A 24748-nucleotide genomic window follows, 5' to 3' on the forward strand; every position below is an offset into this window, starting at 1 on the left:
TCCGTATCCGGCTGGCTGCCGCTCGGCCGGTGCCCGCGCGCCCCTCTCGATCCAGAGTTCTGCATCCGGCGCTGGAGCGCTACCGTGTCCTGATTGACGTGCCGTCGGCACTCCTTACATTTCCGGGCCGTTTTGCGCCGCAGGTTCGCACAGCACGCCGCGCAGCCGCAAGAGTTCCAGCTTCATCATCAGAACGCTGAGGTGACCGGCCGATGGCTCGCGCTCGACGCGCGCAAGCACCTCTTCCCGCGGCAGCACCCGGCGCCAGGTCTGTTCGGCCTCACCCGCCTCACTGAAGACGGCATCCTTGAGCCCGCTCAGATCTGCGCGCGCCAGAAGCATCGTCACCGTCTCGCTGGAACCGCCGGGGGAGGGGAGGGTCGTGAACTCCGCCAGGATATCGCGATCCTCGATCTCGACACCGGCCTCCTCGTGGGCTTCACGGATGGCCGCGTCGCGTGGGGTTTCGCCGGCGTCAATCATGCCCGCCACAGGCCCCAGGCTGAAACATGCATCGCCCTCAAAGCCAGCCGCCAGCATGCCGATCCGGAACTCCTCGACACACATCACGCTGTCGGCCTCCGGGTCATAGAGGAGCACTGCGGCAGCATGACCGCGCTCGAAATTGAGCCGTGAGAATTCGAATTCACGGCCTTCCGCCGTTTGGCGCAAGCGCCATGCGTCGACCTTGAAAAAGCCGTCATAGACGCGCTCGCGCCCGAGAACTTCAACCTTGCGGCTCATTTTTCCCTCCGGAAACCTTCAGGCTACCATGCCATCACCTGGCGAAAATTTCAGCCAGCTTCCCCTTCTTGCACCTGCCGCCGGCGGCGGAAGATCAGGCGCATCAAGTCGAACAGCAGGACAAACGGGAAAGCGATCAGCCAAAGGGCCACGGCCGCGAAAAAGACAGTGATCCGGTACATCATGTAGAAAAGCTGGAATTGAGCCGCCTTCTGGCCTCGAAATTGCACGCCGGCCACCTTGAAGGAAGAACGCTTCGGATTGCTGAAATTGAAAGAGCCGCGCCGGTTCTTTGCGGAGACGGATGCGCCCGACTTTGACAGGTTGAAATTGAAGGGGCCTTTCGACCAGCGGCCGAGCAGCTGGAAACGTCCGCGCTGAAAGGCGACCCGGGTGCCAGGAGCGATTTTCTTCGAGGCGCGGATGCCATGCTTGCTGTTTGCAGTTAGGGTGACGCCGCCGACCTTCTTTTGCGCGCGCACCGACGCGCCGCCGGACCGGGACACCCGGACGTGCTTGCCGCGGTGCTCGATCCGCGTTTGATTTCCCTGGGCATCCTTTTTGCCGATTCCAAACATGACGCTTCTCCCAAAATGACAAAGGTTCTCAAATACATTGCGGTCAGATAGCCACTACTGGGATAACGCTCTACTTCTTCCCGCCAGCGGTATCCATATGGGCCGCGTACCAGCCCATGATCGTGCTGTTTGCACTGGCCCTCGGCAGCGCATTGATGGACCTGTCCTCCATGCCTGGCAGCACGCAGAAAATATCCCAGCCCTCGCGCGGATTCTTTTCCCAGCGCGCAACCGCAACGGCCGGGGAGCCGGTGATCAGGACACGGCCATCCCTGCAGAATTTGACCCGGTTAAAGTCCGGCATGTTCAACCTCCATCCAGAATTCAGGCTTTCGATCTGTAAGGCTTTTCGTGCGCTCGATTGCGCCATTCCTCATCCGCGCGCCAGGCACGCAGCATTGCAGGCACCGGTTGCAGCTCCATGACCTTCGACTGCATGAAGAGCCAGCTTTCGAAATCCGCGGCTTCCGCACTCGTCAGGTCAGGCACCAGGCCGTCTGCCGGGGCATCAGCGGCAGGGAGTGCTTCATCTACCCGCCGCTTCAGGGCCCTGTAGGTCCGCTTATCGCCGGGCAAAGACTGTGCCAGATCCGCCACCAGGGCCGAAAGAAGGCTTTCACGCTCACGCAGGTGGAGCAGCGCCGCAAGCAGAGCCACTTCCTGCGTCACATCTGACTGGGCCGCGGCGCGGATCACCGTCTGATTGTTGATCCGCTCGATCAGACTGTCCATCAGCGCCGGCGTGACCGGCACCTGCTCGACCAAGCCTTGCAAGACCGGCGAAACCGGCGTGCTGGCGAGCGCTTTCTTCCGCCCCGCCATCAGACGATCACCGGCGCGTTTGCGACGCCCTCAGCCCCGAAAACTTCACGGTAGTAGGCGATTTCACGCTCCGAGCCGGTGGCTTTCTCGTAGTTGTCCGACAGTTTCACCGCGGAGATGCCGCCGCGCCCGCTGCGCATGACATAGCTCACCTTGCACACCACGGAAATCGGGTCCAGCAGGTCCAGACCGCGGGGATCGCAGCCGCGGAAATCGTTGGTCGCCATGGTCCCCCAGCCGTAACCATCGAGGATCCGGCCGCCAAACGCCTCGTGGAGCGCGATCATCTGGTCAACATCCAGGCCATCGGAAAACAGCTGGATTTTCTGGCGCGGATCCTGCCCGACTTCCTTCCAGAACGCGATTTTTTCCTCGCCTCCAACGAAGGGGTCCTTGCTGTCTTCCCGGAAACCTCTCCACTCGGCGATATCCGGAAAATTCCGGTAGGCATTCTTCAAAAACTGGGTCGATCCGAAGGTGTCAGGCAGTGCTACCAGGAGGTTCCCGATGAAGGTCTGCTGCCACTGCCGCAGGACCTCGTACTGACTCGCGAACAGGGCCCGGCGCGAGACGCTTGGGTTCGTGTAGCCCTGCGTCTCCAACCGTGAAAGAGCTGCGATGGTCATGGGCAGCTCATGCGCGTTTGTGCCAATGGCTTCAATGCCGTGGCGCATTGCATGCAGCGCATTCGATGTGCCCAGGAAATTTTCGCCAAGCTCTTCTCGCATAGCCTCGATGACGAAGTCCTGCCACAGCCAGCTATGCCGACGCCGTGTTCCGAACTCTGCGATCCGTGGCACGCCCGCTTCGCTCAGGTCCTTGAGCTTGCGCACCAGCTTCGATGTCGCGTTGGAATAGAGAACCCGCAGCTGGTAAGCGCTCATGTCCGCCATTGCGGAGCGGGCGCGCATCTCATTGATGATCGAAAGGGCCGGGATCTCCCAATGGGAAACCTTCCACCACGGGCCAGTGAAGTCGAGAATGAACTCGCCATCCTCTTGGCGAAGCTTATACTCAGGCAACCGCATCGTGCGCAGCGCATCAATAAACTCACCTGGGAAAATATTGCGCTGGCCATAGAAGCGGGCGCCTTGCAGCCAGATCAGTTCGCTCTCGCTGAACTGAAGGCTGCGGACGTGATCAAGCTGTTCGCGAAGCTCCGTTTCCGAAATGGAGTCAGGAAGACGCACAGACTTCGTTCTATTTTTCACAGAAAAAGTGACGGCCACATCCGGGTAGTTGCGCCAGATGAAATAGGTCATCAGCAGCTTGTAGAAATCGGTATCGAGCAGCGAGCGGACAACTGGGTCGATGCGAAAATTGTGGTTGTGAACCCGTTGTGCAATGTCGACGCTCATCTCGTTCTCCTCAATTCGCCCGGTGCGTACCGGGAACATCAGCTTTGACTCCTTTCTACATCGCCATGACGGGCCAGGCAAGATTAAATTGCATGATGCACTTTAATACCTGTCACATTGCGAAATTGTTTTCTCATTGCCGATCAAAATGGCCGATGCTACTCTATCCATGAATTTTCGCAAAATGGAGATCAAATATGTCGAACAGCTTGAACGATCGCGCCAAGGCTGAAGAAAACCGCTGGATCCGGGAGCAGGAAGCCAAGGCGGCCGAGGAGGCGAAACAGAAGGCTGCCGAGCAGGAAGCTTCAGCCGCCGAACCGGCGAAGTAAGCCTTTGCCATACATGGCTCCTTCCTGCCCCTCGGGCCCGCGCCCCAGGCAGGAAGGCTGCCGGGCTGGCTGGAAAGCCACGCCCGGGAACGGGATCCGCTTCCGTTCTTGAAGAAGACGCGTCGTTCCTCTCTATTCCCGCTTGTATTTCTATAGCGAGCATGGCCGAACGATGAGATCTCCAACAAAATTTTCCGCATTGGCGCTTCTACTTTGCGCATCCGCAGCTGCCTCCGAACCTGCTGATATGGATGCGATCACCCGAGCTCTTGAAGCTGGCAACCGTGATCAGCTTTCGGACGTTCTTGACGGCAAGACTGCCCACCTCCCGCCGGAACAGCAACTTCAAGCCCGCCTCATGTTGATGGAGCGGCTGGTGGTCCTCAGCGACAAGGACCGGGCAGAGCGCCAGGAAACCGCCCGCGCCCTGCTCGCCATCATGCCGGATGACGCCTTCATCAAGGCTGTGGCCGCGGGGGAGGGGATAGACGTCTACAGCGGCGCTCAGCCCGAAACTGCAGCTGTCACCGACAGCGCAGCGCAGCCTGGCACCGTGAGCACGGTGCCGTACTCCTTCCGGAAAGCGCTTCAGGACAAAAACGGGCAAAAACTCACCCAGGTCCTTTTGAAGGACAGCTTTGCCGATCAGCTTACCGCTGAACAGCGCGCGGCCGCTGAAGAGCTGGTGCTGGCCTATGTGAAGCCGCTGCCGGCAAGCAATGCCCAGGCCAACTTCGATGGATACCGGGCATTGTCCCTGCTGCGGCCGGACCAGGCCGTTTATGAGCAGAAATCCCAGCAGTACGAGCAGGCGGTGCGCAACAAGCGCGCAGCTATCGCCAAGAGACTCAGAAGGGAAACGGACGAATTCAACGGTACAACCTGGCTGACGCATCCGAACGAGCCGAGATACATGGATACCCGCTCCCATCTATCCGTCTATGCAGGCGAGAAGGACGGTAAAGTCTGGCTACGTATGAGGCTGGTTTATACGGCAGACACATGGCTATTTGTCAAAAGCGCGATGTTCAATATCGATGGACGCATCGTGCCTTTGGTAGATGCAGAGTGGAAGCGGGACAATGATAGCGAGATCTGGGAGTGGGTAGATGTCATCATAGATGATGATCGCCGGAACCTCCTCGAGCTCATAGCCAATTCGAAGAAAACAGTCGTGCGTTTTGAGGGTCGCCAATACTACGACAACGTGACCATCCGGGAAAAGGATAAGCAAATCATCCGGGATATGTTCACCTTCGAAGAGATCTACAATGCAGATTCAGAGGAGAGCTGACGGCCATGCCTCCGCTCTCATGAATGTTCCTGCCTGGCCGCTTGCGCGGCCAGGCAGAACATGGCTACAGCTTGTAGCTGCCAGCGATCGGAAGCCTCCAGCCGAGGCCGAAATCGACCTCATTCAGCTTCACGCCCGGGCAGGTCTGATCGCGCTTATACTGCGCCCGCCGCAACAGCCCGGCAATGCGCTCAGCGTAAGACAGGGCGCTATAGCCTCCGCTGCGCTTCCAGACATCCTCTGCACCGAACTGGCGCTCAAGCTCCCGTGCTGCCGCTGCGGCGCCGGCGCGCACTTCCACAAGCTGCCTGAGGACACAGTCGAGCAGGTCATAATCGCCCAATGACTGCTGGTCGGTTTGGCCCTCTGCAAGCTCTGCGCTTGGCGGGCGGGCAATGATCTCATCCGGGATCGGGTGGGCAACGGGGTTTTCCACGTCCAAAACCGCTTCGGCCTCGTTGCGCCAGCGCGCCATCGCAAACGCGTCGCTCTTGTAGACGCTCTTGAGCGGATTGAAGCCTCCGTTGGTATCGCCATAGAGCGTGCAATAGCCAACCGCCAGCTCTGACTTGTTGCCGGTGGAGATCACGATGCCGCCCAGGCGGTTGGTGAGGTCCATGAGCTTCAGGCCGCGCAAGCGGGACTGATCATTTTCGCGGCCGATGCCATGATCCGGCTCGATACCGAGCACGCCGGCAAGGCGGCTAGCAGCTGACGTCATCGCCGCGTCGACAACTTCGAACCCTTCATCGATGCTGATGCACTCCCGGATAACGCCGGTCCGGCGCATCAGGTCGTCGGCGAGGTCGAGGCTGGCCTGGCTGGTGTGCCGCGAGGGCATCATCACGCCAATAACCCGATCTGCACCGATCGCATCAACGGCCATGGCCAGGACAAGGGCTGAATCCAGCCCGCCGGAGACGCCGATGAAGACGCGCGGCATGCCGGTCTTGCCGACATAATCCCTCAGGCCCAGGACGCAGGCATTGTAATCGGCCGCAATAGGGTCTTCCGGGTGGCGGGGCCCTTCCGGCTCAGCATCCAGGCCGACACGCACGCTGCCATCCTGCTCCCGCCGCAGCACAACCTTCAGAACCGTCGGAGTGAAAGCGCATCCGCCAGCCACCGCCCCGTCCGTATTCATCGAAAATGTTCCGCCATCAAAGACAAGCTCGTCCTGACCGCTGACCTGATTGACATACAGCAGCGGAAGGCCGGTCGCCCGCACCCGGGCCGCGGCATGGCGCAGGCGGACCGCTTGCTTGCCGCGCTGGTATGGCGAGCCATTGAGCACCAGCAGGACATCCGCGAGTTCATCCGCCAAAGCCCGGGAGACCTGGCCGTGCCACATGTCTTCGCAGATCTGCACGCCCAGGCTGAAGCCGCGGAATGAGAGAGGGGAGGGGTTGCCTTCGGCGCCAGCGAAGGTCCGGCGCTCATCGAAAACGTCGTTCGTGGGCAGCTCCCGCTTGCGCACGATGCGCATCGCACCGCTCGGCTCGATCAGAAATGCTGCATTGTAGGGCAGGCCGGTTCCCGCGGCAGGTGCTCCAATCAGCACCGACGGGCCATTTTTCGCAATTACTTCCGCCCGGATCCGCCCGATCTGCTCCTCGACCGACGCAATAAAGCCGGGCCGCAGCACCAGGTCCCCAACCGGATAGCCGGAGACAAAGCACTCCGAGAAGACGACAAGATCCGCATCGCCATTTTCCTCAAGGTGCTTGAGCGCGAGGCGGGTGTTCCCTTCGACATCGCCGACGATGGGATTATCCTGGATGAGTGCGATGTGGAGCGTGTCCTGGGTCATTTCATTCTCCCGAGCTCTTCGAGCAGAGCCTCATATTTCGGAAAGTCCGGTTTTTGAACCGGCGTCTTGCTCCGAAGGCTAGCGAGCTGGCCTTCCAGGGTCAATATTAAATTGCATTGCGCAATTTAATGCGTGCCAATAGGCTCCGCACAGATGTCAATGACCGGCGAGCTGTGCGCAATCCGTCAGAAAGAGGAAGAGCATCACTGCTAAAGATCGGCTGGGCCTCAAGAGTCGGCAGGGCAGAATGGGAGGACTTGCTGCGCGAAGCCCAAAGCCTGTCCGCCATGTCGGACAGCCCGCTGCATGGTGATAATCACTGGCGCGCAGTGGCCAGCTCGGGGCTTGATATTGCCGATGCGGACGCGGGGGTGAACCGCCGCCTGGTCGTTGCCTTCGGCCTCATCCACGACTTCCAGCGCATCGACGACGGCTGGGATGAGGAGCATGGCGCCCGGGCGGCCAATGCCATCGGGCGCCTGAAGTCATTGCCCGCAATGCTATCGCGAACCGAAATTTCCAAACTGAAAACGGCTTGCGAGGATCATGAAAAGGGCTTCGTTAGCGAAGATCCGGCCATCGGCGCCTGCTGTGATGCGGACAGGGTCAATCTCTGGCGCATCGGCGTCAAGCCGGATCCAGCGTTTTTCTCCGTTTTGCGCGTTGGCCGCGGCTTTGAGGAGGTATCGCACAAGGCGCGCGAGACCTTCAGGCATCCTCCGGGCTGGCAGGAGATTTTCGAGCGCCTCAGAGCGCCCCGCCGCACTCTGGGTGATGCGACCTATGACGTCCCCGGCCAACCCATCCTCTAGCCCGGCCTTACGCCATTTCAGCAACACTTTCGTCAGCGCGCATCTTCTCAAGGTAGCGGATCTCATTCGACAGGGCGATCACCCGAACTCGATTAAGGATTTTCGCACTTACCTTGAGTTTGGCGGCGCCGGTTTCAAATCTGCCAATCTTCTTGACCTCTCCGAGCAGCTGGTACTCGCAGCCGGAAGCCTCCAGGCTCCGCTTGAAAATCATGAGCGGCATAACGCCAATGAAGTGATCTATGCCGCGCTTGAGGCCAAACCGCTGGCATCCCTCGATGAGCCCGGACACGACCCGCGCCCGCTCCCGCGCTGTAAGATCATGGTCACAGCAGAACCTGGTCGCTTCCCATATGGAAGCATCGCGCGGCCGGTGGCTGCCGAGCATCTCCGGCCACAGATCCAGCGCCATATACGGCATTGTTGTCGGCACAAGCCGCACAGATCCCTGCACGACGCCCTGGTCATTTTTCCAAAGGATGTACCAGCTGGCCGGCGTATCGTACTGGTCATATTCAGCGCCATCGGCACTTGGTATGTCCCACCCCATACGCTCAACGAAAATCTTCTTGCGCAGCAGGTGGTGCTGGTACCAAGCATCACCATACAGGTGAGCGTTCGCCCACCTGACTTCCAGAATAGCCAATCTCTTATTCCTTTTCGCATACCCGAATCTAGCGAGTTGAGCTTATGCGAAAAAGAAGCTAGGAGCGCAAGCTTCAAAGGCCTACGCTCCAGGTTAGACGGGCCGTCACTCGATGTGGAAAGCGCCCGCGGTGATGCATTTCAAGACTGCAACCGTCCGGTTCTTGGTTCCGAGATGCTTCATTGCGGTCTTGATGTGATAGGTGACAGTGTTTTCCTTCAGGTCCAAAATGTCCGCGATGGCCTTTGAGGACTTCCCCATTGCAGTCCAGTACAGGCATTCAACCTGACGCTTGGACAGCCGTGCAACGGCCGTGTCGTCCATCAGCATCTTGTCAAGTTTCGAGAACGCCAAAAGCGCCATAGCGTGAGCTTCATTGATCGCGTTCAACGCCAGCGGCCGCTCATCGGCAGTGGCAAAGCAGATAAGTCCAGGTTTACCGGAGCGCCCGTGCAGAGGGATTGTGATCCCATCGGTGAGGCCGTGAACTGCGGCCTTGGCAAAAACAGCGGCCTCCTCACGGGTCAGCTGGATTCTATCGCTCATCTCGGACCAGATGAATAGTTCGTCGATCTCGTGGCTGCGCTGAACAATGGGATCCACGCGATACAGCCCCTGTGCCTCGTATTGCTCAACCCATGCAGCCGGATAATTCACCATGCCATAGTGCTTGACGGTAGTTGCGTCACTGGCCGGATTATTGGCAACCTGCCCAAAAGCAGAGAACTCAAAGCCAATCGTTTTTGCATAATTCTGCAAGAGCTGAAAGACATCCTCCGCCTGCTTGCACTGCTGGAGGTCTTCAGAAAATTTTGCCAGTCTTTTCATTTTTTTTCACCTACTGCCTTGTCCCGGCATGGCCGCCTTGTCGCGCGGGATTGTTATCCCGGGGCTGAACCATGTTCAATCAAGTCCGGATCGCAAAATTTGAAAGCGACGCAGCGGCAATAAACGGTGCTAAAATCATTGCCAATCCGGAAATAAATTCTGATATTGTTATGCGAAAAAGAAACTCCAATGACAAGAGGAAAATGTGCAACCACTTATGATTATCGGCCTACTGGCAGCAAAGGCTCTAGCTAGCGCAATTCTCTACAGATCGCTCTCAGATCCGCTTTCCGCCAAGATCACCGAATATGTGCTCAACGTACCAGCCTCTATGATCTATGTCACAGATGAGCCGGGATATCTCGCTGATGTACTGCACCGTTCGTATCCGCTTCCCGAAGTTCCCCAGCAGATTACCTTCCCGAACAATGGCAAAACCATTGTCTTGCCCGGCGGCGCCGGCGAATTCGAAGTCTTTGCATTTACTCCGGAGCAGGGAGGGGCAGTTGTGATTGCTGCGGGATATGATCGCAAGCGCCGCTTCCGCATGCTCCCCATCCTGGTGCGAGGCGGGAATGATGAAGACCGCCAGGCGATGAAGCACCGCATTGAAAAACTGTGCAGAGAAAAAGGCCGCCTGGACAAAATGCGAAAAACATAATCACTTGGCGTTTTCCCTGAGCCCTAGCAGGATTTCAGAAAGCTGCCTGGAGAAAGATCATGTTGCACAGAACAATCGAAATACGCCCGCTGCGGCTCTACACGAGCTATGTGCCCGCAGATGAATTCGACATTTTTGTGCGAGAGCATGGCGCGAGCCCGGCTTCAGCCATTGCTGAATACCTTTCCGTGATGGAGCACCACCCAGGCATGAAGGGCATTCGGGCCGCCATGGTTTTGGATATGCAGGAATTGCGCGATGGGGATCATTTGGGCGGACCCGTAGATGTCGAAGGCCGCCAGATTGAATTCCTGGACAGCTGGAATGCCTTCCTCAGCGGGGAAGACAGCCCGGAGATCCATGCCCGGATTACTGGGCCCATTCAGGCGCTGATCGAAAATGAGGCCGTCCGGCTCTTTGCCCCCAACAAAACCCGCCGCGGACCGATCCGCCCTCACCATCTGGGCCATGCGATCAGTCTTGAGACTGCCGTCAGGCGTCTGAATGGGGTGGAGCGGGGCCTGGCTGAACGCTTGATGACAGGCACATCGGGGGCCGCATTCACAGGCTATCGGACCGCGCATGACGGCAATGGGTTGATCCAGGTAAAGCTGGAAGGCTTCAAGCCCGTCTTGGAGCGGGCCCGCAATACCCGGAACGTGATGACCTGGCATGCGCTCGAGATGCGGGATCTGTCTTCAGATCCGGAACCGGCAATGTGAGGGGTCGAGAAAATGGAACGTGATGAGAAAATTGAAGAGATCTACTGCTATGGCGAGTGCTACGCGATGGCAATTGCCCTGCATTGCGAGCTGGGCTGGCCTATCAAGACCCTGACCGCCTTACGCACGAACTACGCCACGCTGCCACATCCTGCGCATTCCTGGGTCGAGGCCCCGGACGGGCGTGCTTTTGATGCCAGCGGCTTTCGCACAGAAGCCGATATTCTCGAAACCTACCTCGCGAACCGCCCGGCGTTCACGGTTGACAGCGCTCGCATTGCGCAATCGGCGGATCAGGTTGAATACATGAGCTTCCTGCTTCACCTGGCCGACGGCGGACCTGACTTCAAGCAGTGGTTTGAAAGGCAGATGGCTGAGGCGATTCCGAAAGCTGCAGACGCCATCAGAACCTATTTGCAGCCCCGCTATGATCCTGCAGCCCTCAATGAACATGCCGCAGAACCCGAGTTCGCCCTTTAGGAGTTCCAATCAAATGCAAGATTTTCAGGTCCGATATCAGCCCGATGGCATCACCTGCGGACCAAGCTGCCTCGGCGCCGTTCTCGACGCCCTGATCGATAACGCCCCGTCGACAGAGGAAATTGCGGAGCTTTGCGGAACCAACCCCTACACGGGCACAACGGATGTCGCCATGAAAAGGGGGTTGAAGGCGCTCGGCGTTTCTTACACCCACCCGGCCTCTGAAGAGCGCAGAGCGCCAGGCTTTCTTGATGCGGCCCTTGAGGACGGGAATGCAGTCATGCTTCGGACCCTGGTCGGCGGCATCAAGCACTGGGTTACTGCTCACGCAGTGACGCCGGCGGGGTACAGCATTGCCTGCCCTGTGGCCGGAAATGTCATCTGGAGCCGGGAGGACACCCGAGCGGCCTGGGGCGCCCGGGATTACGACTGCATCATCATCCCAAGGGTTCCATCCGCACACCCGGAGCTGATGCGCGCATCGATCCAAGAAAGTCCGGAAGAGACCGGACCGCTGCTATAAGGACGAAGGACACCTCTATGAGCTATCATCGCTATATCACCGGACGCCTGCAGATTACCCCGGCTCTCACCCCCGCCGCGCTGCCTGAAATTCAAAGCTGGCTGCAGCAGGAGCATGTCACCTCCGTGCTCCAGGGCTGGGAAGCGTCACCGGAGGCGGGCTGGTTCGACAATGATGCCTCCTGGCGTCCCGGGATGGACGAGCCATTCGATCTTAGCAGCTTCGCATCGGGAATCGCGGCCTTTACGGAGAAGGCCAATCAGGCGGGAAGTGTGGCTTCCGGGACCATCACCATCACGAGTGAGGGGTATGGGGATGCAGATGACATCTCCCGCATCCGGGTGGAAAAGGACGGAACCGTCACTCTTGATGGGTACCCAGTTGGGCCTATGGAACTCCAACCCTTGGAAATTGAGCACCCCGAGCTCTAGCCGGAATTTCCGTTCAGGACTGATTTGCAGGATTGAGAACATAAAGAGAACATGCTACCTGAGGGCATTCCCGGATAAGGAGTATCAGATGGGTCTTGTTCTACGTTATGTGCCTGGTTTTGGGACCTACCCGGACGGCCGGCTGCGTGCCGGCCCCTTCAATGCTGACGGCGTCGGCATGCTTTACCTGGCCATGGATAAATGGGGCATCCGGCCGGGCGCCGAGGGCTCGCAAGGCATTGTTTCTCAAACCCCTGAGGGGATCATGCTCTCAGCACAGGGGGAGGGCGTTACCGGCTATCTTCTCGACGCGGAGGGGCTGGAATCTTCCCGCAGCGATCTCGATGGTTTCATCCTGGAAACTGTCCGGCCAGGAGCGGCATGCCGCATCAATGGCCATTGGTGCCCGGACCCGGACCGCATGATCGTATCAGAAGCGACCGCTGTTCATGACGGGCGCTATGTGACCTGGGTGGAAACCCGGGACATTCTGCACCGGGACGGTGGTCGGCAGAATATCAGCCGCAGCCTCCCCGTGGCGCTGCCAGCGCAAAGGGCGCTCCGGATCGCCTGATAGCGACCGGGCAGGAACCCGGAATGGCTCCAGCGGCAGACCGAACGGCCGCTTAGCCAAACACGAGATCGTCGTCTTCGCTGATCTCAAGCTCATCTTCCCGGACAGCGACTTCCGCCTCCGGGTTATGCGCCAAAGCCCCCTCCGTTTCCCGGACGCCTTTGATGGTGTTCTGCCCGGAACCGGATAACTCCACCACTTCCAGACCGCCCAGCAGCTGCGCGATGGCCCCCTCGGGACCGAATGCGCTATCGAAGACGCGAGAAATCTCTGCCATCTCCGACCGCCGGGGATATGGATAGCGGCTGTCCGGCAAGCCGAGGAGACTCGCCTCTGCGTCGAAAACCTCTTCGGGGAGGATGTTTGCCAGGTAGTCATTGTGGGAACCGGTCCGGCCCAGCCGGTCGCAGACCCACGCCTCAAATGCCCTCGCACTGATCTCGTAGGGAAGACTGTAATACCGCGTCGACCGGTACCGGTCAGCCGTCTTTGCTCGTTCCGCCATTGGCGCGGAAGCGAGATCCGCCCCCAGCCTGGCCAGCGCCTCGACCGGCGCCCGATCTTCATAGGTGAGCCCGGCCGAGCATCCCTGCTCAAGGCCCGTGCCAAAATAGGTGGCCGCTCCGCGCTTGCGCCCCACCATATTGTCGAGCGCATGAAACCACTCGTGGGCAAGAGAGCCAGCACCCTTTGACTTGGTGAGATTGATCACCGTCTGCAGGGGCTCGTAATGTGCGGCAGCCGCCCCGACGCCGCCGGTTCCCCGAGCGCCGAAGGCCAGTCCAAGACGCCCGTCCAGCGACAGCGCGGAAGGCTGACACCCCAGGACCTCAGAGAGGTCCATCAGGGCATCGAATGCATCGTTCAGATCCTGCTGACGGCGGGGTCCCTCAACATAATTGCCGAACTGGACGCCGCGGAACCCAAACGTTGCCGAAAACTCCCCTGGTGTCACGTCACGGCCGCCGCGGTGGTCGGCGCCCCGCCTGTCACGGTTGGAGGCAGCACGCTCTCCCGGTGTCTTCTTGAGGTCCTCATAGCGCTGGACCAGCTCTTCAAAATTATTGAGCTTGTACTTCCGGGCCTGGGCGGCGGTGTCGAAGGAAATGATATCGATCAGCTTTCCTCCGAGCTTACGCCCAAGCCAGACCCGGCCGCCTCCGTTGCGGTAGGTGTAGATTTTGAAATGCTTGGCCTGGCTGGAAGCCGCTGTTGGGGCAGGCCCCTGATCCGCGACATGCTGTCCGAGACTGCCGATCACCTCATCGAGCGTGCCTCCTTGTGCAAAGAACCGGTTCTTCCGGTTCTCGATCGTCCAGCGCCGTTGCGGCGGATCAAAGGCAATACCGTCAAGCCGCCTGTAGACACTGTTGCCGATCACATATGGCTTCAGGGAGGTGCCGTGACCGAGGCGCTCGTAAGCGCGGATCTTGCCCAGCAGTGAAGCCGTTTTCAGCCCGCTGCGCTGCAATGCGTCCTCAAGGGCCTCCGGACCAACCTCTCCGTTCAGGAGCTGCCGGGAGAACCGGCGCAATGACAGCACCGTGTTCCCCCAACTGACCAGGCGGTGCTTGTTGTTCCGGGTTGCCCGGGGTTTGGCCGGGATACTGTCCCGTGCCGCGCGGATGAAGGCCAGGACAGTGCGATCAACACCATCCCTCTCCAGAGCCTGGTAGCTGGGCTCAGGGAAGATTTCCGAAAACGTGTGATCGAGGATGGCGCGATCCTCAATCGCGCTCAGACGAATGCGGTACCGGCTCCACCGATCCTTGGCCGCGCCATCAATTTTTTCGCCAAAATCCTCGATCATCACCCACCCCATTCTTTGCGTTTCACTTCTGAGATGCTAACGTGAGTATGCGAAAAACTGATTGGAAATTTGATGACCGTGACAGCAGCGCCCTTGAAAGGCGTCCCCGCCGGCTTTGAAGACCTTCCCGCCCTGCTGGAGGAGCTCGAGGAGCATTTCGAGTATGACTACAACAACCTCTCAGGCACGACCGGCCTTACCGGGGATGAGACCGCTGAAGACATTGCGCAGATGGAGCCCGGCACGGATCGCGAAGTTTGGGAATTGCGCAAGCTGGCGGATTTCCGGAAGCGCATTGCTCAGCTGCAAGCAGCGATGCGCTGACCAGGTCATGCGAATTTTCGTTCGCTGCTGCTAAGAATATCCGAAACATAATGGGAGTTGCGGCATGCAGTGGGTACACACAGGGGACGTCAAACCTGAGAACGGGGCCGCCTATGTGCGGAACCCGGAAATTGATGAGGGCGGGGATTTTTCTGCGGAAATCATCGAATGCATCCCGGAAACCAATGTTGGCGGTGACGAAAAGCGGCACCTCCTGCGCCAGGGCACCGTCTTCCTGCCCCGGAAGAGCTTCAAGGACGCCTTGGCTACGGTCGGCGCGCGCATCGACGGCAACCACATCGTTCGTCCGGGACACCATGGCTCAGATGAGCGTTACGCAGCTGACAGCCCCGAGGGTCTGCTGGAACTTTTCCATGCCGCGCATGCTTACGGCAGCATCGAGGCTGAAATCGAAGTCGTAGTCCAGATCGGCGCGGATCAGGACTACGACCAGGATCGCAAATTCACGGGCGAACGCTGCATCTTCTATCACGACAGTGCCCTGGAATCGATTATAGAGCAGCTAATGGATGCGTTTGATTATCCGCATGGCAAGCCGAAGGCGCGGCTGCTGGAAGTCGAGGAAGCACTTGAGGAGGGCATGTCACCATGAACGATAAGGATCTGCGGCGCGAAGAAATCATGCACCGCTTCCGGATGCGCTACCGTGGCGCATTCACCCACGAAAGCGGTGGGAGCCTGGATCTTGCCGAGGCCGGCAAGGGCGATACCGGCGCGGGCCAGGTGCAGCAGCTGGTGAATGCTCTGAACCGGGTTCGGGTTCCGGGATGGAGCCTGGCAGGTTTTTCCGGAGAACTTGCTGAGCCGGTACCGCCAGAGCCGGAAGGCATGACCGCCGAGGAATACCATCGCCGCATTGATGCCGCGGTCAATGTATTGCGGGAAGCCGGGGTAGAACAGCCTAATCAGGTATATGGCCTCCCCGCAGGATGGACCCGTATCATTGAGCGCGCCTGCGAGGGGATCGCGGCCCGGCTGTCCTTGGAGGAGGATGCGCTTGTGTGCATTTCCCAAACCAAAGAGAAATTTGGGACCCTGCGCTTCTACGTATCCGCCATGGGCCCGGATGAATTCATGGATGATATCCACGCCATTGCATCCTGGGCGGAGACCGCCTCTGAAAACAGGTGCTGTGCGACCGGGCGCCCCGGCGAGATAAGGGGGCAGGGCTGGTACCTGACCCTGTGCGATGAAATGGAGGCGCTCCGCCGCGATAATCCAGCAGCATTCCGCAGCATCGTGTATCCGCCCGAGCCCGCTGAGCCGGCCGGCGGAGATCTCGCCGCACCCGGCGCATGAGCGCAATATGAAGGGATGTGGAAAAAATTTTTCACATCATCTTGTGTGCGCGCCGAAGGCGGCCTAATTTTTGGCAAAGAGCAAAACACGGACCAGGAGCCTCATATGATCCGCCACGCCATTTGCGCAATTGCGTTCTCCATCGGCCTGACAGCCGCGGCACAGGCCGACGAGCTGCGCTTTCATGGCGCTCTGGCGCAGGATGGCGTTCGGGAACGGGTGACTGAGCTTTTGGGCGAGCAGCCCGCTTGGGTTGATTTTGTGCTCGAAAGGGGCGGCGTTGAAGGCAAGCCCATCACACTGACCCTGAAGGATCAGTCCTACGAGTATTACGAGACCTGCCGGCCGCATGAATGCGTCATGAAGCGGATCGGGATGATGATCGGTGAAGATGGCGTGGTCTATGTCCGCCTGTTCGGCACAAAGACGGATGACCAGGTGTTCGGCGAGCCTCCGGCCGAGATCGAGAAAGTGCTGCGCGCTCAAGGCTGAGAGCAGGCAGATAAAACAAAAAAGGGCTCCGGCAGCATGCACGGAGCCCTTTTCTATTGCTTCCCAGCGCTATCGGCCGAAGCGGGCTACTGCCTCGGCATATTCCTCTGAAGAGAGGCTGCCGCTTCTATCCAGGTCTGCGGCCTGGAAGATCATCGGAAGATCCTGGGCGATCTCATCGTAGTCCAGCTGATTGTCACCATCGGTGTCCAGCAGCTCGATGTAGTCCGCCGCCTGCCGCTCATTCATATGCGCGGCAGCACGGGACAGCTCCTTGGGATCGAGCTTACCGCTCCTGTTGAAATCCGCTTCGAGCGTTCGTGTGTCCATGAAGTGCCGCGCTTCGGCCATGGTCAGCGCCCCGTCCCGATTGCGATCGAGACTTGCAAAGTCCGGGATGCCTTCAGCTGCCACCCAAACGGGGGAAACTGCCAGCGCAGCGGCGAAGAATGCGATCCTCTTTTTAAACGTCATGAGACCTCCACAGTTCAATTCAGATAGGCCGGATTACGCGGCCGCTAGGCGGCCTGGAAACCGATCTTGCGGCCGCCGCCGAAGTCCACGGCCTCCTTTTCCAGCATCCGGACCATTTCAGCGGGGCTTTCGATGCCCATCATCTCGCAGCGCGCCTTCACCAGGCCGAAATGGGCCGGCGTGAGGCCGGAGAGTCTCGCAATCGCGTCCGGCGCCGGCAGCCCCAGATAATGGGTGAAACAGGCAGCCGCCTTCTCGCCGGGCAAGGTCTTGAATTCCACATGGAAGAGGAACCGGCGCATTGCCGCCTTGTCCATCCGGTCGCGCAGGTTGGTGCATCCAAAGACCGGCGCATCATGATCTTCCAGCGCTTTCAGGAACTCATTGACCTGACTGGTTTCCCAGCTTCGGCCATGATCAGAGCGATCGCTCAGCAGACTGTCGATCTCGTCGAAGACCAGCGCAGCCCGTTCATCCCGCGCCTCTTCAAAGGCAGACCGGATCAATTTTTCGCTTTCCCCCACATAAGCCCCCAGGAGATCCGACCCCCGTTTCTCGATCACCTTCACTCCCATTGCATCAGCAATATGCCGCGCCCCGGCACTCTTGCCGGTTCCCGCGGCTCCGAAGAACAGGAAGCTCGCTCTGATCGCGCCGCGCCCGCGCAGCTTTTCAACGAAACCCGCAAGCGGGATGTCGGTCTCGGAAAACTCCGGACGGTAGATATCTTGCGCGGCTCTGCGCGGGGATTTCAGGCGGCGGCCGGTCAGAGCGCTATTGAGGTTGAGGTAGGCTCTCTCAAGATCCCGGGCACCTCCGCCAGCCAGGCTGGCGGCCTTTACGGCGGACCTGGCCACTGCCGGGACAACATCAGCAACCCCCTGCATGCGGGCGATGTCGCCATCTTCAACTTCAATAGCCGCTTCGCAAGCCAGGCTTTTCAGGATGCTGCGCTGGATCTGCACAGGCGGAACAGGGACCTCAAGAACCAGCATCATCCGCCGGAGCAAATAGTCCGGGATCATGTCGAGGTCATTGGCAACGAAGACCGTCGGCACCTTGGCATCATCCAGAAACCGGTTCAGAACAATCTTGCTGCCCTCACCGGTCCGGCGCACGGTGAGATCCTCCATTTCATCGAAGACGCATGCCGCATCCGGATCATTCTCCAGCAATGCATGCGCCATGAGCAGATCGCCAATCCGCGCTTCCCGGTCGAGATCCGCGCCATCCTCCTCCTCGGCGACAGCAAAGGCCTGATAGCCCGCCTCCGCAAGAATGATGCGGCTCAACTCGGTCTTGCCCGTGCCCGGAGGCCCATAGAGAAGGATTGAGACGTTCCGCGTGCCAGCCGCCTTTGCGCCCTTCAGGGCGCGGATGCAAAGATCGGCATCCGCTTGCAGATGAGGGGCATTACTCAGGGAGATACTCGCCGCCTGCGCTTTGGGCAGCAGCCCCGCGCGAAGCTCTTCAGGCTCCAAGTCCTCACTGCCCATATGGATGCGAATGGGCGGCCGCAGCTCAAATTGATCAGTAAATCCGGAATAGTCCGGGTCCATGATCAGCACCCCGCGCCGCACGCTCAGACTGCGGCCGTTGAGAAGCTCCTTTACGCTACTGCGGTCTGCATCGATGAAAGCGCATAGCGCCGCTTCCCGGATGCTGACATCAGACGTCAGGTTGTTGACCACCTTAGCGATGGGGCTCATCTCTGTTGCGGCATGAAGGATATAGAGCATGCGCGCCTCATAGTCGCGCAACCCGAAAACATCCGCGATCACATCCGCATTCGCCAGGCTGCGCCGCTTGAATTCGCTTTCCGGCATCTGCGCGAGCATATCCAAAAGCCGGGTACGGACCTCGGTCAGGAAGAGGATCTCATCCCGGCTGCTGCGCCGATCCCGTGAGCTGCCCTTCCTCTTGGGGTTTTCTTCCTGGCCACCCCAGAATTCAGTGGCGTCTTCAGCAAGCTCGGAGAGCGCATCGCTGAGGAAACCGCCGCGGAAGTACACGTCAATGTTCTGGATTCCATTCGCAATGACTTCCCGTGCCGTTGCATTGAGCATGCAGCGATCCAAAATGCGGCAAACCAGGTCGATATAGGTATCCAGCCCGCCCTCAGGCGCCGCACGGTCGAGATCAGCGATCACCGCCTCGAGCCCAGCTGCCGCTTCGGGCGCGGCTCCTGCGTCCATGGCAAGCGCCAGCTTTCGGTTGTGGTCATTCATGCGCAATCCAATTTCGAACAATACATTTCCCTCATACTAGAACTGCAGACGGTGAATGGAAATCAATTTTTCGCATTTCCGATTGCGGGCTATGCGAAAAAGTATTACAACATCTGAGCAATGTGCTGCGGAATTCCCATTTTGGTTTTTCAGTCGTTGCTCATAGGCTCCACCATGAACGAAGAACCGAGGAGAGATCCATGTCCATCGACCTGAAGAAGGCCCTCAACGAGAAAGGCCTGAATGCCACCTACGAAGGCAACCCCGCCAAACTTCTGCCCATCAGCGAGAACGTTCTGAGCGAATACAAGAGCGCCGCTGATGCGAAAACCGGAAAACACCTCGTTGCCGGCGATATGATCGTCACCTGGCGCGGTGAGAACGGCGGTTTCCGTGGCGAAGTGCTGGACCCGATGGCAGACAATGATCTGAAGATCATGATCCGCAAGAGCGACGGCGAAGATATGGCCGTGCCCGCCGGCGACATGGGGGACGCCATCGTCCGCCTCTCCGCGCTGGTCAAGGATGACAAGCAGAACCGCGCTGAACTGACCGAGACCAACCGTGCCGCCGAAAAGGCGCACCGTGCGGCCGTCGCGCGCAACGAAATTGATGAAGATGAACAGTTCACGCCCGTGAAGCCGCGCTTCGCCGACGGCGCCTTCGCCAAGCTGCCCGACCTGGTGGACTGCATGAAGTCCCGCCTGAGTGTCGAATATGGCAACGAATTTACCGGCGCGGCAGGCAAATCCCTGGCGGCCCTGAACGAGCTCAAGGTTGGCGATGCGACCCGCCACAACCTGACTGATGCTGAGCTGGCCAAGGCCAAGGAGGCTCACGCCCTGCGCGCGGAAATCGCGAAGCTGGAAGCCAACGCCGCCGAGGCCCCCCAGGCCGAGCGCGAGCATGGCACTGAGCGCGTGGAGGCAGCCCTGGAAGATCTGCGCTATCCCGGCGAGGGCATCAACCAGGCCCAGATGGCCGCCATCATGCCCAACCAGGACCTGATGAACCTGGCATTCCAGCCGTTCACCACTCTGCCGCCGCATGAAATCCAGGCCCGCCGCCTTGGCCCGCGTGACGCGAACACCGTGCTGCAGGACCTGCGCCGTTTCGAAGACAAGGAATGGGGCACCACCGCGGTGGAGAAATGCCGCAAGCTGCTGAAGAGCCGCATGCCGGGTTACGACTTCTCCGCCAAGGTCTTCAGCCGCGATGGCGCTGATATGCTGATGGTGGCAGACCAGGCTGGTGCGGTTCTCTATGCCTGGGACAGCGAAACCCGCGTGAACGACTTCGATACCGCGCCGGAGCTCGTGTCCTTCTCGGAAGCCGACGTTCCGAGCGATGAAGAGCTGGAAGCACTGCGCGCGCAGCTGCGCGACATGCGCTATGACGCCAACGGCGATATCGACTTCGACTTCGATATCGGCGGCGATGACGAGGACCCGGTCCTCGAAGGCTAAGCAGCCGCCTTGCGAAAATCTAAAGCCCCGCTCTCGCGGGGCTTTTTCTTTGCCCGGCTTCGCACGCGGCATTTATCAAGTTGCACGGTGCGATTTTATCTGCGATCCTGATCTCAAGAACAGGAGCCACCGAATGAACGACCCGGACATCATCTATCCAATCACCACAGTCGACGTTGTCCTGCTGACCATCTCCTCCGGCCAGCTGTGCGTTCTGCTCCTGAAGCGCGAACAAGATCCTTTCAAAGGATCCTGGGCTTTACCCGGAGGCTGGGTCCGGACCAACGAGGATGAGACCGTCGAGGCAGCCGCGCACCGCGTGCTGCGCGATAAGGTCGGCATGCCGCCCTATCACCTGGAACAGCTCGGAGTGTTCTCCGGCGCCTCCAGGGACCCTAGAGGCTGGTCGCTGTCGGTCTCCCATCTCGCACTCGTGCCGCATGAGGAGCTCGAAGATCTGGACCAGGCGCATGTGTCCCTGTTTCCGGTTGAGGAAGCTCTGAAGGCGGCCACCGCATTCCGGCATGATGAGATCATCGCTGCGGCTCTTCAGAGGCTGCGAGGGAAGGGGGCATACTCCTCTCTGCCGGCCAGCTTGCTGCAGGATGGCTTCTCGCTCGCACAGCTGCATCAGGTCTACGAGATCATCTCCGGTGAGGAGATCAACTCCGCTTCGTTCCGGCGCAAAGTTCTGGATCTCGGCTTCATCGAGGAAACCGGCGAGTCCCGGATCATGCCAGGCCATAAGAAGCCATCGGTGCTCTACCGGGTCACAGACCGGGCGCGCACCTTCCACCGCACACTCACCCAGGTCTGAAACTGCAGGATGCCGCCTAAGAAACAGGCTATATTTCCAACTGGATGCCAGTTTGGGAACTCTCTTTGCGCGTTTGGCCATTAACATGCCAACAAGAAATTAACTAACTGCTCAAGCTTCTTGATGGTATGCCTGTTTGGTCGTAAGGAGGACCCTAATCAATGGCGAAATCTCACTCATGTTGTTCCCGGAAAATTATCCCGCAAGCCCAGACGATCTGATTTTTTTCGAGCTGGCCCCACTTACGGCGCCGCTCTATTCCATCGGATATCCGCCATATGCGAACCAGGAGACGCTCCGCGCTCATGGTGTCGCATCGATCGAGATTACGCCGGTTCTATACGAGCGGCGCACTCCGGAGTGGTATGACGGAGCTACAAATGAAGACCCGGTGCATGAAATACTGCTATTCTTTGATCCAGATGAGTTCCCGGTTAAGGATTATGGCCTGATCTTCGGCGACAAGGGGCTGGAGGCGATGATGGCCAGACACATGGGCCGGATTCTCCCGCAGAAAAGATTTGGCCAGCCTGAATACTCCAGCCTCAATGAGCAAGGCGATGATTTTGTGTCCATGCGCTACCCGATCGGTGGCGGCCGCGGCTTCAGCAAGGAAATCCGAAAGGATCCGGATTTTTTCAAGGTCCTGAACGACCATCCTCAGGTCAGATCAATCACCCTGGTTAATCCGCTGACGGCAGAACGCTACCGCCAGGCCATGGAGCCACGGCGCCCTGACGGCGCCCGCCCCGCGCCGCCACAGGGGCTCTACGCAGGAATGTGGATAACCTGGGACGGCAGCCTTTAAACAGCTTCCAGCCCCCTGCCGGCCGGTTGCCGTTGAATTTGCGAAATTGCATATTGTTCGCAAGTCAGCCATCCGCAGGCAGGAGGTATCCGCAACAATGGACGGTGAGGTCATTCACCTGTCACGGGAGGTAAGGGAGCGTCCTGCGGGCGCCAGCCCGGTTCCCGCGCTCAGCAGCCGCACACTGCAGCTCGTTGGAACGGTGTCTGGCAACTGGCACCGGATCCGCTTCAGCCCGCAGCTTCGGCTGCGGCTGGGATTGAGCCGAACAGTGCGGAAAATCAATTCCGGTGAGATTTCTTCGCCAGTCACCTGGTTTGCCCAAACGGATGGGGCTGGGCGCACGGCGGCGCTGGCTGTGCATTGGCAGGAACCTGTATTTCTGGACATTGATCAGCTGCAATTCGCACTCCGGGAAGAGAGCGGCAAGCTGGCCTCCGATATGGCGCTCAGCGACCAGGTCATCGTGCTTCCGCTTAATGGCGGGCAGGAACTGTCTGAAGAGGATGCCCTGCCATTGATGCGCCATCTGAAGACCATCCTGGTGGGCCAGGAACTGCACCCGCAGCCGATACCGGAAATTGAGCTTCATCTTGCATCAGGTGAAGCTGCATAGCCTGACACAAGACGCTCATGCGCAGGTCCGGCGCTCTCAGATAGCAAAATGCTGGAAAGCGGATCTTCGATGATGTCAAAGGCCCTGCTCCCAGGGCGGAAGCGGGATGGCTCCGCTTTCGCATGTGGCGAATGCGCAAAGATGCGGCGGTATCCGCGTCTGAGCTTTTGCCGAGCCAGAACACAGAATGCCATTTCCGCCTGGTCCGGATACCTGAATGTTTCAAAGAGGATCCGTCCGGGCTGCCCAATGCGCCCCCACTCCCGCATGAGCTGAGGTTCACCAAACAGGCTCCGCAAAATCCTGAGACGATAGAACCGTCGTTCTTTTCTCTCAGGGTTCACCCGGTACAAGAGGATGTCGCTTGGAAAATCCATGGTTGAATCATGGAATGCGGAACTCTCCTCAGTCAAGCTGAGAATTCTGCATCCATGCCTTCAGAGCCTGACAGCCCGGTGGGCATAGGAGTATGCCCCGGTCCGATCTGATGATCTGCACGGTATTCCATATCCAGATCGCGCTCCCAGGTCTCCGGGTCCCCGTAGAGCGCCTGGGCCGCGGCGTATCCTTCTTCATCATCGAGATCCACCCATCCGGATCCTTCCCCGGAGTAGAAGCGGCGAACCCAAAGATCCAGAATCCATTTCCGGTCTATGACCGCAAAATCATGGCGCTCGCGAAGCTCCCCCATGACCGTTGCAGCCGGGTTTTCAAAGCACCAGAACCCGTAAATCCTGACCCGGTCCCCCAGCAGCTTCCGGGCCTGGACCGCCCATGCAAGCGGATCGGCCGCGTCACTTCCATCGCGGAACGCACCAATCCCGAGGGAGCCAGCCTCCAGCTGCCCCGCCAGCAGTTCTTCGAGCTGCCCAACATCGCAATCACGACCGGTCAGCATGGTGCGGCAATCTCCGGATTTCGTTCTTCGGGAGAATATACAGATTGCGGGAAAAACCCAAATTTCTTTCCTTGTGTGATTTTTTCGCATCTCCCTCATAAAATCTGAGGGAAAGGAAAATGCTATGAGCATCCATAATCCGGATCCCTTCGACGACATCACATCGCTGCCTGTGGCGGATCGCGGCCCCTGGCTAGCGACATCGACTGGCGGCATGTGGTCCATCAAGCATCCATCGCCGCGCGATGTGTCCATTCGCGATATCGGCGCCGGGCTGTCACGATGCTGCAGGTATAATGGCCAGCTGGTCGAGGAGTGCGATTTTCTTTCCGTTTCCGAGCACTCCGTTCTTATGACGCAATGGGCCATCGAGAACGGCCTGATCGCAATGCGGGAGGATGCGCTTGCCCTGCTGCTGCACGACGCCTCGGAAGCCTACTTCGGGAATATGGCAACACCTCTCAAGGAGCTGATGCCGGCATTCCGCACTTATGAGGACCGCTCCCAGGCGGTGATCATTGAAGCCTTCGGGCTGTCCCCGAAGAATGTGGACATTCAGAAAATCCAGATAAAGCAGATCGACCGCAGGATCCGACTGGACGAGCGCGACGCGGCGATCTGCGAACCGGCCCGCAGTGCGGGCAAGGATCTGATCTGGAAAGAGGACCCTGCGCTGACCGAGCTGGGCGTCCGTATCCGGGGCCTGAATGCCCGTCAGGCGCGGCAGGAATTCTTCGAGATGTTCCTGCATTGCGTTGAACATCTTCCTGCGCGGGATCCAGGGATCTCACAGCTGCTCGAGCGGCACGCCGACCAGGCGCGCGCACACCTCGATCTCATGGAAAAGCGAAAACCCGCATTTGATTGCCCTAGCATGTGA

Annotated in this window: 31 protein-coding genes; 18 read left to right on the top strand and 13 right to left on the bottom strand. The window is 59.2% G+C overall.

Features of this window, described 5'->3' with window-relative positions:
* Positions 1 to 114: 114 nt before the first annotated feature.
* The 5 genes from AB9K35_RS07745 to AB9K35_RS07765 all read right to left on the bottom strand — a co-directional run bounded on the left by AB9K35_RS07745 (position 115) and on the right by AB9K35_RS07765 (position 3541).
* A complete protein-coding gene (locus AB9K35_RS07745) occupies positions 115 to 744 on the bottom strand; it encodes an NUDIX domain-containing protein (RefSeq protein ID WP_369925170.1) in 630 nt (209 codons plus the stop codon).
* A gap of 50 nt (positions 745 to 794) precedes the next feature.
* Positions 795 to 1322: a hypothetical protein gene (locus AB9K35_RS07750; protein WP_369925171.1), complete on the bottom strand. Its 528-nt coding sequence runs from the start codon at positions 1320 to 1322 to the stop codon at positions 795 to 797.
* Between the two features lie 70 nt (positions 1323 to 1392).
* Positions 1393 to 1626, bottom strand: coding sequence for a hypothetical protein (locus AB9K35_RS07755; RefSeq protein ID WP_369925172.1), 234 nt, complete (start codon positions 1624 to 1626; stop codon positions 1393 to 1395).
* 20 nt (positions 1627 to 1646) lie between these two features.
* Entirely contained in the window at positions 1647 to 2144 is a 498-nt protein-coding gene (locus AB9K35_RS07760; RefSeq protein ID WP_369925173.1) for a hypothetical protein, read from the bottom strand.
* On the bottom strand, positions 2144 to 3541 hold the full coding sequence (locus AB9K35_RS07765; protein ID WP_369925174.1) for a nicotinate phosphoribosyltransferase: 1398 nt from the start codon (positions 3539 to 3541) through the stop codon (positions 2144 to 2146). Before AB9K35_RS07765 ends, AB9K35_RS07760 begins: the two co-directional genes overlap by 1 nt.
* Before the next feature lie 158 nt (positions 3542 to 3699).
* Here AB9K35_RS07765 and AB9K35_RS07770 point away from each other — a divergent pair, with 158 nt between their 5' ends.
* The gene (locus AB9K35_RS07770) at positions 3700 to 3834 is read left to right on the top strand and encodes a hypothetical protein (RefSeq protein WP_369925175.1); all 135 of its coding nucleotides are present in this window, start codon (positions 3700 to 3702) and stop codon (positions 3832 to 3834) included.
* Between the two features lie 247 nt (positions 3835 to 4081).
* Positions 4082 to 5128, top strand: coding sequence for a hypothetical protein (locus tag AB9K35_RS07775; RefSeq protein WP_369925176.1), 1047 nt, complete (start codon positions 4082 to 4084; stop codon positions 5126 to 5128).
* A gap of 64 nt (positions 5129 to 5192) precedes the next feature.
* On the opposite strand, the gene AB9K35_RS07780 is transcribed toward AB9K35_RS07775, so the two are convergent.
* Positions 5193 to 6938: an NAD+ synthase gene (locus tag AB9K35_RS07780; protein WP_369925177.1), complete on the bottom strand. Its 1746-nt coding sequence runs from the start codon at positions 6936 to 6938 to the stop codon at positions 5193 to 5195.
* Positions 6939 to 7225: 287 nt separating this feature from the next.
* Between AB9K35_RS07780 and AB9K35_RS07785 the strand changes: the two genes are divergently transcribed.
* Positions 7226 to 7750, top strand: coding sequence for a hypothetical protein (locus AB9K35_RS07785; RefSeq protein ID WP_369925178.1), 525 nt, complete (start codon positions 7226 to 7228; stop codon positions 7748 to 7750).
* 7 nt (positions 7751 to 7757) lie between these two features.
* On the opposite strand, the gene AB9K35_RS07790 is transcribed toward AB9K35_RS07785, so the two are convergent.
* Positions 7758 to 8396 (bottom strand): acyl-homoserine-lactone synthase, encoded by a 639-nt coding sequence (locus AB9K35_RS07790; RefSeq protein ID WP_369925179.1) that lies wholly within the window; start codon positions 8394 to 8396, stop codon positions 7758 to 7760.
* Positions 8397 to 8501: 105 nt separating this feature from the next.
* On the bottom strand, positions 8502 to 9224 hold the full coding sequence (locus AB9K35_RS07795) for a LuxR family transcriptional regulator (RefSeq protein ID WP_369925180.1): 723 nt from the start codon (positions 9222 to 9224) through the stop codon (positions 8502 to 8504).
* Positions 9225 to 9429: 205 nt separating this feature from the next.
* On the opposite strand from AB9K35_RS07795, the gene AB9K35_RS07800 reads away from it, so the two are divergent.
* The 6 genes from AB9K35_RS07800 to AB9K35_RS07825 all read left to right on the top strand — a co-directional run bounded on the left by AB9K35_RS07800 (position 9430) and on the right by AB9K35_RS07825 (position 12615).
* The gene (locus AB9K35_RS07800) at positions 9430 to 9885 is read left to right on the top strand and encodes a hypothetical protein (RefSeq protein WP_369925181.1); all 456 of its coding nucleotides are present in this window, start codon (positions 9430 to 9432) and stop codon (positions 9883 to 9885) included.
* A gap of 59 nt (positions 9886 to 9944) precedes the next feature.
* Positions 9945 to 10607 carry a hypothetical protein gene (locus tag AB9K35_RS07805; RefSeq protein ID WP_369925182.1) on the top strand — a complete coding sequence of 221 codons (663 nt, stop codon included), beginning with the start codon at positions 9945 to 9947 and terminating at the stop codon, positions 10605 to 10607.
* 12 nt (positions 10608 to 10619) lie between these two features.
* On the top strand, positions 10620 to 11087 hold the full coding sequence (locus AB9K35_RS07810) for a hypothetical protein (RefSeq protein WP_369925183.1): 468 nt from the start codon (positions 10620 to 10622) through the stop codon (positions 11085 to 11087).
* A 13-nt stretch (positions 11088 to 11100) separates the two neighbouring features.
* Positions 11101 to 11610, top strand: coding sequence for a hypothetical protein (locus tag AB9K35_RS07815; protein WP_369925184.1), 510 nt, complete (start codon positions 11101 to 11103; stop codon positions 11608 to 11610).
* 17 nt (positions 11611 to 11627) lie between these two features.
* Positions 11628 to 12041: a hypothetical protein gene (locus tag AB9K35_RS07820; protein ID WP_369925185.1), complete on the top strand. Its 414-nt coding sequence runs from the start codon at positions 11628 to 11630 to the stop codon at positions 12039 to 12041.
* A gap of 88 nt (positions 12042 to 12129) precedes the next feature.
* Positions 12130 to 12615, top strand: a complete 486-nt coding sequence (locus AB9K35_RS07825) for a hypothetical protein (protein ID WP_369925186.1) — start codon at positions 12130 to 12132, stop codon at positions 12613 to 12615.
* Positions 12616 to 12667: 52 nt separating this feature from the next.
* Here the strand turns inward: AB9K35_RS07825 and AB9K35_RS07830 are convergent, their stop codons facing one another.
* On the bottom strand, positions 12668 to 14425 hold the full coding sequence (locus tag AB9K35_RS07830) for an LPD5 domain-containing protein (protein ID WP_369925187.1): 1758 nt from the start codon (positions 14423 to 14425) through the stop codon (positions 12668 to 12670).
* 72 nt (positions 14426 to 14497) lie between these two features.
* On the opposite strand from AB9K35_RS07830, the gene AB9K35_RS07835 reads away from it, so the two are divergent.
* The 4 genes from AB9K35_RS07835 to AB9K35_RS07850 all read left to right on the top strand — a co-directional run bounded on the left by AB9K35_RS07835 (position 14498) and on the right by AB9K35_RS07850 (position 16561).
* A complete protein-coding gene (locus tag AB9K35_RS07835; RefSeq protein WP_027234122.1) occupies positions 14498 to 14749 on the top strand; it encodes a hypothetical protein in 252 nt (83 codons plus the stop codon).
* A 64-nt stretch (positions 14750 to 14813) separates the two neighbouring features.
* Positions 14814 to 15362: a hypothetical protein gene (locus AB9K35_RS07840; protein ID WP_369925188.1), complete on the top strand. Its 549-nt coding sequence runs from the start codon at positions 14814 to 14816 to the stop codon at positions 15360 to 15362.
* Positions 15359 to 16069, top strand: coding sequence for a hypothetical protein (locus AB9K35_RS07845; RefSeq protein WP_369925189.1), 711 nt, complete (start codon positions 15359 to 15361; stop codon positions 16067 to 16069). The genes AB9K35_RS07840 and AB9K35_RS07845 overlap by 4 nt, the downstream gene beginning before the upstream one ends.
* A 105-nt stretch (positions 16070 to 16174) precedes the next feature.
* Positions 16175 to 16561, top strand: a complete 387-nt coding sequence (locus AB9K35_RS07850) for an Ivy family c-type lysozyme inhibitor (RefSeq protein ID WP_369925190.1) — start codon at positions 16175 to 16177, stop codon at positions 16559 to 16561.
* Positions 16562 to 16630: 69 nt separating this feature from the next.
* Here AB9K35_RS07850 and AB9K35_RS07855 read toward each other — a convergent pair whose 3' ends face one another.
* Both AB9K35_RS07855 and AB9K35_RS07860 read right to left on the bottom strand, forming a co-directional pair.
* Positions 16631 to 17035 (bottom strand): EF-hand domain-containing protein, encoded by a 405-nt coding sequence (locus AB9K35_RS07855; protein ID WP_369925191.1) that lies wholly within the window; start codon positions 17033 to 17035, stop codon positions 16631 to 16633.
* A gap of 44 nt (positions 17036 to 17079) precedes the next feature.
* Positions 17080 to 19263, bottom strand: coding sequence for an AAA family ATPase (locus tag AB9K35_RS07860; protein ID WP_369925192.1), 2184 nt, complete (start codon positions 19261 to 19263; stop codon positions 17080 to 17082).
* Positions 19264 to 19463: 200 nt separating this feature from the next.
* On the opposite strand from AB9K35_RS07860, the gene AB9K35_RS07865 reads away from it, so the two are divergent.
* The 4 genes from AB9K35_RS07865 to AB9K35_RS07880 all read left to right on the top strand — a co-directional run bounded on the left by AB9K35_RS07865 (position 19464) and on the right by AB9K35_RS07880 (position 22970).
* Positions 19464 to 20729 carry a hypothetical protein gene (locus tag AB9K35_RS07865; protein ID WP_369925193.1) on the top strand — a complete coding sequence of 422 codons (1266 nt, stop codon included), beginning with the start codon at positions 19464 to 19466 and terminating at the stop codon, positions 20727 to 20729.
* A 133-nt stretch (positions 20730 to 20862) separates the two neighbouring features.
* On the top strand, positions 20863 to 21546 hold the full coding sequence (locus AB9K35_RS07870) for an NUDIX domain-containing protein (protein WP_369925194.1): 684 nt from the start codon (positions 20863 to 20865) through the stop codon (positions 21544 to 21546).
* Positions 21547 to 21724: 178 nt separating this feature from the next.
* Positions 21725 to 22354, top strand: a complete 630-nt coding sequence (locus AB9K35_RS07875; RefSeq protein ID WP_369925195.1) for a hypothetical protein — start codon at positions 21725 to 21727, stop codon at positions 22352 to 22354.
* Positions 22355 to 22451: 97 nt separating this feature from the next.
* Positions 22452 to 22970 (top strand): hypothetical protein, encoded by a 519-nt coding sequence (locus tag AB9K35_RS07880; RefSeq protein ID WP_369925196.1) that lies wholly within the window; start codon positions 22452 to 22454, stop codon positions 22968 to 22970.
* Here AB9K35_RS07880 and AB9K35_RS07885 read toward each other — a convergent pair.
* Both AB9K35_RS07885 and AB9K35_RS07890 read right to left on the bottom strand, forming a co-directional pair.
* Positions 22943 to 23347 (bottom strand): WGR domain-containing protein, encoded by a 405-nt coding sequence (locus AB9K35_RS07885; protein ID WP_369925197.1) that lies wholly within the window; start codon positions 23345 to 23347, stop codon positions 22943 to 22945. The genes AB9K35_RS07880 and AB9K35_RS07885 overlap by 28 nt on opposite strands.
* A 32-nt stretch (positions 23348 to 23379) precedes the next feature.
* On the bottom strand, positions 23380 to 24000 hold the full coding sequence (locus AB9K35_RS07890) for a hypothetical protein (protein WP_369925198.1): 621 nt from the start codon (positions 23998 to 24000) through the stop codon (positions 23380 to 23382).
* On the opposite strand from AB9K35_RS07890, the gene AB9K35_RS07895 reads away from it, so the two are divergent.
* The gene (locus AB9K35_RS07895) at positions 23993 to 24748 is read left to right on the top strand and encodes a hypothetical protein (RefSeq protein ID WP_369925199.1); all 756 of its coding nucleotides are present in this window, start codon (positions 23993 to 23995) and stop codon (positions 24746 to 24748) included. The two genes, AB9K35_RS07890 and AB9K35_RS07895, sit on opposite strands and share 8 nt — an antisense overlap.

The organism is Leisingera sp. XS_AS12 (assembly GCF_041224635.1).
In the GTDB taxonomy this organism is placed as follows: Bacteria; Pseudomonadota; Alphaproteobacteria; order Rhodobacterales; family Rhodobacteraceae; genus Leisingera.

Excerpts from the sequence above, each read along its gene's own strand:
- AB9K35_RS07890 (WP_369925198.1), bottom strand. The coding sequence starts at position 24,000 with ATGCTCATAGCATTTTCCTTTCCCTCAGATTTTATGAGGGAGATGCGA.
- AB9K35_RS07855 (WP_369925191.1), bottom strand. The coding sequence starts at position 17,035 with ATGACGTTTAAAAAGAGGATCGCATTCTTCGCCGCTGCGCTGGCAGTT.
- AB9K35_RS07840 (WP_369925188.1), top strand. The coding sequence starts at position 14,814 with ATGCAGTGGGTACACACAGGGGACGTCAAACCTGAGAACGGGGCCGCC.
- AB9K35_RS07825 (WP_369925186.1), top strand. The coding sequence starts at position 12,130 with ATGGGTCTTGTTCTACGTTATGTGCCTGGTTTTGGGACCTACCCGGAC.
- AB9K35_RS07870 (WP_369925194.1), top strand. The coding sequence starts at position 20,863 with ATGAACGACCCGGACATCATCTATCCAATCACCACAGTCGACGTTGTC.
- AB9K35_RS07755 (WP_369925172.1), bottom strand. The coding sequence starts at position 1,626 with ATGCCGGACTTTAACCGGGTCAAATTCTGCAGGGATGGCCGTGTCCTG.
- AB9K35_RS07885 (WP_369925197.1), bottom strand. The coding sequence starts at position 23,347 with ATGGATTTTCCAAGCGACATCCTCTTGTACCGGGTGAACCCTGAGAGA.
- AB9K35_RS07810 (WP_369925183.1), top strand. The coding sequence starts at position 10,620 with ATGGAACGTGATGAGAAAATTGAAGAGATCTACTGCTATGGCGAGTGC.
- AB9K35_RS07860 (WP_369925192.1), bottom strand. The coding sequence starts at position 19,263 with ATGAATGACCACAACCGAAAGCTGGCGCTTGCCATGGACGCAGGAGCC.
- AB9K35_RS07785 (WP_369925178.1), top strand. The coding sequence starts at position 7,226 with ATGTCGGACAGCCCGCTGCATGGTGATAATCACTGGCGCGCAGTGGCC.
- AB9K35_RS07895 (WP_369925199.1), top strand. The coding sequence starts at position 23,993 with ATGAGCATCCATAATCCGGATCCCTTCGACGACATCACATCGCTGCCT.
- AB9K35_RS07750 (WP_369925171.1), bottom strand. The coding sequence starts at position 1,322 with ATGTTTGGAATCGGCAAAAAGGATGCCCAGGGAAATCAAACGCGGATC.
- AB9K35_RS07815 (WP_369925184.1), top strand. The coding sequence starts at position 11,101 with ATGCAAGATTTTCAGGTCCGATATCAGCCCGATGGCATCACCTGCGGA.
- AB9K35_RS07875 (WP_369925195.1), top strand. The coding sequence starts at position 21,725 with ATGTTGTTCCCGGAAAATTATCCCGCAAGCCCAGACGATCTGATTTTT.
- AB9K35_RS07795 (WP_369925180.1), bottom strand. The coding sequence starts at position 9,224 with ATGAAAAGACTGGCAAAATTTTCTGAAGACCTCCAGCAGTGCAAGCAG.
- AB9K35_RS07745 (WP_369925170.1), bottom strand. The coding sequence starts at position 744 with ATGAGCCGCAAGGTTGAAGTTCTCGGGCGCGAGCGCGTCTATGACGGC.
- AB9K35_RS07780 (WP_369925177.1), bottom strand. The coding sequence starts at position 6,938 with ATGACCCAGGACACGCTCCACATCGCACTCATCCAGGATAATCCCATC.
- AB9K35_RS07760 (WP_369925173.1), bottom strand. The coding sequence starts at position 2,144 with ATGGCGGGGCGGAAGAAAGCGCTCGCCAGCACGCCGGTTTCGCCGGTC.
- AB9K35_RS07820 (WP_369925185.1), top strand. The coding sequence starts at position 11,628 with ATGAGCTATCATCGCTATATCACCGGACGCCTGCAGATTACCCCGGCT.
- AB9K35_RS07805 (WP_369925182.1), top strand. The coding sequence starts at position 9,945 with ATGTTGCACAGAACAATCGAAATACGCCCGCTGCGGCTCTACACGAGC.
- AB9K35_RS07775 (WP_369925176.1), top strand. The coding sequence starts at position 4,082 with ATGGATGCGATCACCCGAGCTCTTGAAGCTGGCAACCGTGATCAGCTT.
- AB9K35_RS07835 (WP_027234122.1), top strand. The coding sequence starts at position 14,498 with ATGACCGTGACAGCAGCGCCCTTGAAAGGCGTCCCCGCCGGCTTTGAA.
- AB9K35_RS07880 (WP_369925196.1), top strand. The coding sequence starts at position 22,452 with ATGGACGGTGAGGTCATTCACCTGTCACGGGAGGTAAGGGAGCGTCCT.
- AB9K35_RS07865 (WP_369925193.1), top strand. The coding sequence starts at position 19,464 with ATGTCCATCGACCTGAAGAAGGCCCTCAACGAGAAAGGCCTGAATGCC.
- AB9K35_RS07850 (WP_369925190.1), top strand. The coding sequence starts at position 16,175 with ATGATCCGCCACGCCATTTGCGCAATTGCGTTCTCCATCGGCCTGACA.
- AB9K35_RS07845 (WP_369925189.1), top strand. The coding sequence starts at position 15,359 with ATGAACGATAAGGATCTGCGGCGCGAAGAAATCATGCACCGCTTCCGG.
- AB9K35_RS07830 (WP_369925187.1), bottom strand. The coding sequence starts at position 14,425 with ATGATCGAGGATTTTGGCGAAAAAATTGATGGCGCGGCCAAGGATCGG.
- AB9K35_RS07765 (WP_369925174.1), bottom strand. The coding sequence starts at position 3,541 with ATGTTCCCGGTACGCACCGGGCGAATTGAGGAGAACGAGATGAGCGTC.
- AB9K35_RS07770 (WP_369925175.1), top strand. The coding sequence starts at position 3,700 with ATGTCGAACAGCTTGAACGATCGCGCCAAGGCTGAAGAAAACCGCTGG.